Below are 454 nucleotides of genomic sequence, written 5' to 3'. Positions count from 1 at the left end.
CGTAGAGCTGTCGCTCAAGCTCCTGAATGGCCTGCTGATAGCCCGGTTTGCCGCCAAAGGCCTTGACCAGCTCAATCGGCGCACCGATCTGGCTGAATGGCGCCAGCTGAAGAATCTTGATGTCTTCGATGTGCTCGACGCCGGTGTCGGCGTACGTGTCGAGCAGGGCTTCCAGTACCTGGCGGGCAGCGCCGGATTATTTGGCGAAGTAGTTGCGCTTTTTCACCTGCTCTGCGCGCTCCTTGCGGGTGAGCGGCAGCTGGTCGAAGGCGATATGGCAGATCAGGTCGAACGGATCGAGCGGCTGGCCGCGCTTGGCTGAGACTTCGTCGTCCAGAGCTTCCCACATCACACCTTGAGCGGCTAGCTCATCGATGATGACCTTTTTCTGTTCGGCATCGCTCCAGCGGCGCAGGAAGTCATCCAGCGAGGAAAACTGTTTCTTAACGCAGGT

General features: G+C 59.0%; 1 pseudogene. It reads right to left on the bottom strand.

Features of this window, described 5'->3' with window-relative positions:
• Window positions 1-415 (bottom strand): annotated as a pseudogene (locus G3I17_RS42430) (type I restriction-modification enzyme R subunit C-terminal domain-containing protein); the annotation flags it as partial.
• Window positions 416-454 lie beyond the last annotated feature (39 nt).

The sequence above is a fragment of the Streptomyces sp. SID13031 genome (assembly GCF_010548305.1).
Taxonomy (GTDB): domain Bacteria; phylum Actinomycetota; class Actinomycetes; order Propionibacteriales; family Kribbellaceae; genus Kribbella.
The sequence above is the reverse complement of the archived record's forward strand: the minus strand, read 5'-3'. Positions and strand labels throughout refer to the sequence as shown.